This is a genomic window from Brachyspira catarrhinii, from assembly GCF_005518285.1.
GTDB classification, from domain to species: Bacteria; Spirochaetota; Brachyspiria; order Brachyspirales; family Brachyspiraceae; genus Brachyspira; species Brachyspira catarrhinii.
Genome location: NZ_SJDU01000225.1, coordinates 1 through 3917 on the forward strand (window position 1 = coordinate 1; position 3917 = coordinate 3917).

Here is a 3917-nt window from a genome sequence, read left to right on the forward strand (position 1 = left end):
CCAATCAAAAATTTAGCCGCTTTTATCGCTCCAAGAACGAATATTTTTTTCGACATTGCCGTATGTTTTATTTCTATCGCTTCATCGTCTCCGTAAAATATTACTCTATGCTCGCCGACTACCGAACCGCCCCTAATCGAATGCATGCCGATTTCTTTTTTATCTCTTTTATGATTTCCTTCGCGCCCGTTTACTATATTCATTTTATTTTCAAAAGTTTCGTTTATTATATTGAATAAAGTTTTCGCCGTCCCGCTCGGAGAATCGACTTTTTTATTATGATGAGTTTCCAAAATTTCTATATCGAAATTATTTAAAACCGCCGACATTTTTTTTACCAAATCGTTCATCAAATTTATTCCAATAGAAGTGTTTGAAGAAAGTAATATTGGAATTTTAGAAGACGCTTCTTTAATTTGACTCAATATTTTATCGTCATAACCAGTAGTGCAAATCACAATCGGAATATTATTATCAACCGCAAATTTAAGCATATTAGGAATTCTCGAAAAATGCGAAAAATCTATTATTACATCGCCTTTCTCTTCGGTTAATTCGTCCGCAAATCCCGTTATCTCCAAATCTTCTTCGGATTCTGCAACGGATTTTAAAATATACGACATCGTTCCTGTTCCATGTATTATTATCTTCATTTTTTAACTCCGTATTTTTTTATTATCTCTTTCACATGCTCTTTATTTTTTTCGCTTAAAGGTCCCAAAGGCGAACGACAATCTCCAACTTCAAAACCGAGTATATTCATAGCGTATTTTATTGGCACGGGATTAACTTCTATAAACATCGCTCTTATTAAATCTATAAAATGAATTTGAGTTTTAACCGCTTCTTTAATGTTTCCGTTTAGATAATTCATAACCATATCATGATTTTCTTTAGGAACTATATTGCTTGTTACCGATATTACGCCTTTTCCTCCCAAAGCGAGTATTGGAGTCACCATATCGTCATTTCCAGAATATAAATCCAAATTAGGAACTTCGCTCGCTATATCCGCCGTATAACTTATATCTCCGCTCGCTTCTTTTATCGCTTCTATATTTGAAACTTCCGATAATTTTTTAATCACCGAAATTGGAAGTTTAACTCCCGTCCTCGAAGGCACATTATACATTATAATCGGGCATTTTGCCGCGTTTGCGATTTGCGTAAAATAATCTATTAGTCCGCTGTCGTTTCCTTTATTATAATAAGGAGTAACAGCCATAATAGCGTCCGCTCCGTATTCGTAGGATTTTTTCGTAAGTTCTACCGCGGTCGCCGTGACATTTGTTCCCGTTCCAGCGATAAGCATAGTCCTTTTATTCGTTACTTCTATGCAGAATTTTATCACTTCTATTCTCTCTTCTCTCGTCAAAGTCGCGCTCTCTCCCGTAGTTCCCGCGGCAATTATAGCGTCAACTTTATTTGCTATTTGAAACTCTATAAGTTCGGCTAATTTTTTATAATTAACCTGCCCGTCTTTTGTAAACGGCGTTATCAAAGCTACGCCCGCTCCCGTAAATAATGATGACATATTAATCTCCTTATTTCAAATTTTTATTCTTATATTTTAATTTATTTTTAATTTTTTATAAACAATTCTTTTTTATTATAAGTTTCATATACATTAACAATTTGAATATTAACTCCTATATTTATCGCTCTTTCGTCAATATCGAACAGTCCGTTATGAATGGGAATATTTATATTTTCGTTTGAAACTCCCAAACTAAAAAAAGCGCCCGAAACTTTTTGAAGATAATAACTAAAATCTTCCGTAGTCATATTCGCGTTTTCTTCTATAAAAACATTTTCTTTTCCCAATACCGAAAAACCGCTTTCTTTCACAATATCAACGGCTTTTGCATGATTAATCAATGCGGGATAGGAAGGCATATTTATAAATTCCGCTTTTGCATTAAAAGAATTTGCCGTATTCAAAATTATTTTTTCTATAGCGGACAATATTTTTTTTCTTTTTTCGTCATCGCATAACATTCTTATTATTCCTTCCATTTGAACGAAATCGGCTACAACATTTCTTGCATGCCCTCCGTTTATTTTTCCCACATGAAGTCTAACGCTTCCGTCCGTAAACGCCGATACAAAATTATGCAATTGATTTAAAATATTCGATGCCACAATTATCGCGTCTATTCCTTCGTATGATTTTGCGCCATGCGAAGATTTTCCATATATTTTAATATCGAACATATTCGAGCTTGCATACATAACTCCGTATTTCACGCTTATTTGTCCCGCTTTTATTTCGGGGCGAACATGCAAACCGTAAATGACATTGACATTATCCAAAGCGCTTTCGTCTATCATAGGTTTTGCGCCACCCGTTGTCTCTTCGGCGGGCTGATAAATCAATCTAATATTGCAAGGAGGTTTTACTTCTGAAAAATATTTTGCAATTCCCGTCAAAATCGCAATATGAACATCATGTCCGCAGGCATGACATTTTCTTTTTTCTTCAGACGCATATTCGCATTTCAAATCTTTTTTCAAATCGTCCATTGGAAGAGCGTCCATATCCGCCCTAAAAGCTATTGTAAAATTTTTATCGATTCCTTCGATGTCGGCGATTATTCCCGTTTTTGCAATTTTAGTTTTATGTTTTATATTCAAAGATTTAAGAATGGAAGAAATTTTTTCCATAGTTCTAACTTCTTCAAAACCTAATTCGGGATGTTTATGTATGTCTCTTCTCAAATCAATCAAAAATTCTCTCATTGAAATAAGCGAGGATTTTATCAAATCGTTATCATATATCATATTTATCGCCCTAATAATTATAAATAGAATATATTATAATCGTTTTTATGTAAATATACTAAAATTTTATCGCTATGTTTTAACATATTGACAAATATTATAAAATATAATATATTACTAAATAATATTAATTATCAATTATAAATTATTATTTAATAATTTGAATAATTATGGGGTTATTATGAATAACACGAGAAACACGATACAGAAACAGGTTATTTTAAATGCCGTTAGAGAATTGAAAAATCATCCCACTTCGGAAGAGGTTTATAATCATATAAAGCCCAATTTTCCTTCCATAAGTTTAGGAACGGTTTATAGAAATTTGAATTTGCTTTCGGAAAATAAAGATATACAAAAAATATCAATAATAGACGATGCCGTGAGATTCGACCATAAAACGGAAGAACATTATCATTTTCAATGCGATAAATGTAAAAAATTATTCGATATGCCTATGAGATATCAAAAATCTTTGGACGAAATCGCATCTAAAGAAAATAATATGGAAATAATAAAGCATGATATTGTTTTTTTAGGAATTTGTCCGTCTTGTAAATCTTAAAATTTTGCCGAATAAAAACCGTAAATTTATTTTTATAAAGTCTTGATTTAACTAATAATTTGATTATAATATATATAAATAAAACAAATAACTTTAAGGATAATGTATGTCAAAAGGCTATTTAGCTTTAGTATTGCATGCTCATTTGCCTTATGTAAGACATCCCGAGCATGAAAATTTTTTAGAGGAAGAATGGTTATACGAAGCCATTACCGAAACTTATATTCCATTGCTCGATTCTTACGATAGAATGGTTAATGACGGCGTGAATTTTAAAATCACTATGAGTATTACTCCTCCTCTTATGAATATGTTTGCAAACGAACTTCTTCAAAACAGATATGTGGAATATATAGAGAAGTTAATAAAATTGGCGGAAATGGAATGCGAAAGAACTTCTTTGGATTCTAATTTTCATCATACTGCGGAAGTTTATAGAGATAAATTTTATAGAATAAGAGACATATTCGTTTATAAATACGGCAAAAATCTTTTAAACGGATTCAGATATTTTTTGGAAAGAGGAAATTTGGAAATAATAACCTGCGGAGCTACGCATGGATTTTTCCCA

General features: G+C 32.1%; 4 protein-coding genes and 1 pseudogene. 2 read left to right on the forward strand and 3 right to left on the reverse strand.

Annotated features, from left to right (window positions below; genetic code table 11):
* From dapB to EZH24_RS08425, 3 genes are all read right to left on the reverse strand, one after another.
* Positions 1–653, reverse strand: a 653-nt coding sequence (dapB, locus tag EZH24_RS08415) for a 4-hydroxy-tetrahydrodipicolinate reductase (protein ID WP_137998714.1), incomplete at its 3' end; no start/stop codon positions are given.
* Positions 650–1534 carry a 4-hydroxy-tetrahydrodipicolinate synthase gene (dapA, locus tag EZH24_RS08420; protein ID WP_137998716.1) on the reverse strand — a complete coding sequence of 295 codons (885 nt, stop codon included), beginning with the start codon at positions 1532–1534 and terminating at the stop codon, positions 650–652. The genes dapB and dapA, both read right to left, overlap by 4 nt.
* A gap of 47 nt (positions 1535–1581) precedes the next feature.
* Positions 1582–2781: a M20 metallopeptidase family protein gene (locus tag EZH24_RS08425; RefSeq protein WP_137998718.1), complete on the reverse strand. Its 1200-nt coding sequence runs from the start codon at positions 2779–2781 to the stop codon at positions 1582–1584.
* 181 nt (positions 2782–2962) lie between these two features.
* Here EZH24_RS08425 and EZH24_RS08430 point away from each other — a divergent pair, with 181 nt between their 5' ends.
* Together EZH24_RS08430 and EZH24_RS08435 are read left to right on the forward strand one after the other, a co-directional pair.
* The gene (locus tag EZH24_RS08430) at positions 2963–3346 is read left to right on the forward strand and encodes a Fur family transcriptional regulator (protein ID WP_137998720.1); all 384 of its coding nucleotides are present in this window, start codon (positions 2963–2965) and stop codon (positions 3344–3346) included.
* 106 nt (positions 3347–3452) lie between these two features.
* Positions 3453–3917: pseudogene (locus tag EZH24_RS08435) on the forward strand (DUF1957 domain-containing protein); the annotation flags it as partial.

Excerpts from the sequence above, each read along its gene's own strand:
- EZH24_RS08425 (WP_137998718.1), bottom strand. The coding sequence starts at position 2,781 with ATGATATATGATAACGATTTGATAAAATCCTCGCTTATTTCAATGAGA.
- EZH24_RS08430 (WP_137998720.1), top strand. The coding sequence starts at position 2,963 with ATGAATAACACGAGAAACACGATACAGAAACAGGTTATTTTAAATGCC.
- dapA (WP_137998716.1), bottom strand. The coding sequence starts at position 1,534 with ATGTCATCATTATTTACGGGAGCGGGCGTAGCTTTGATAACGCCGTTT.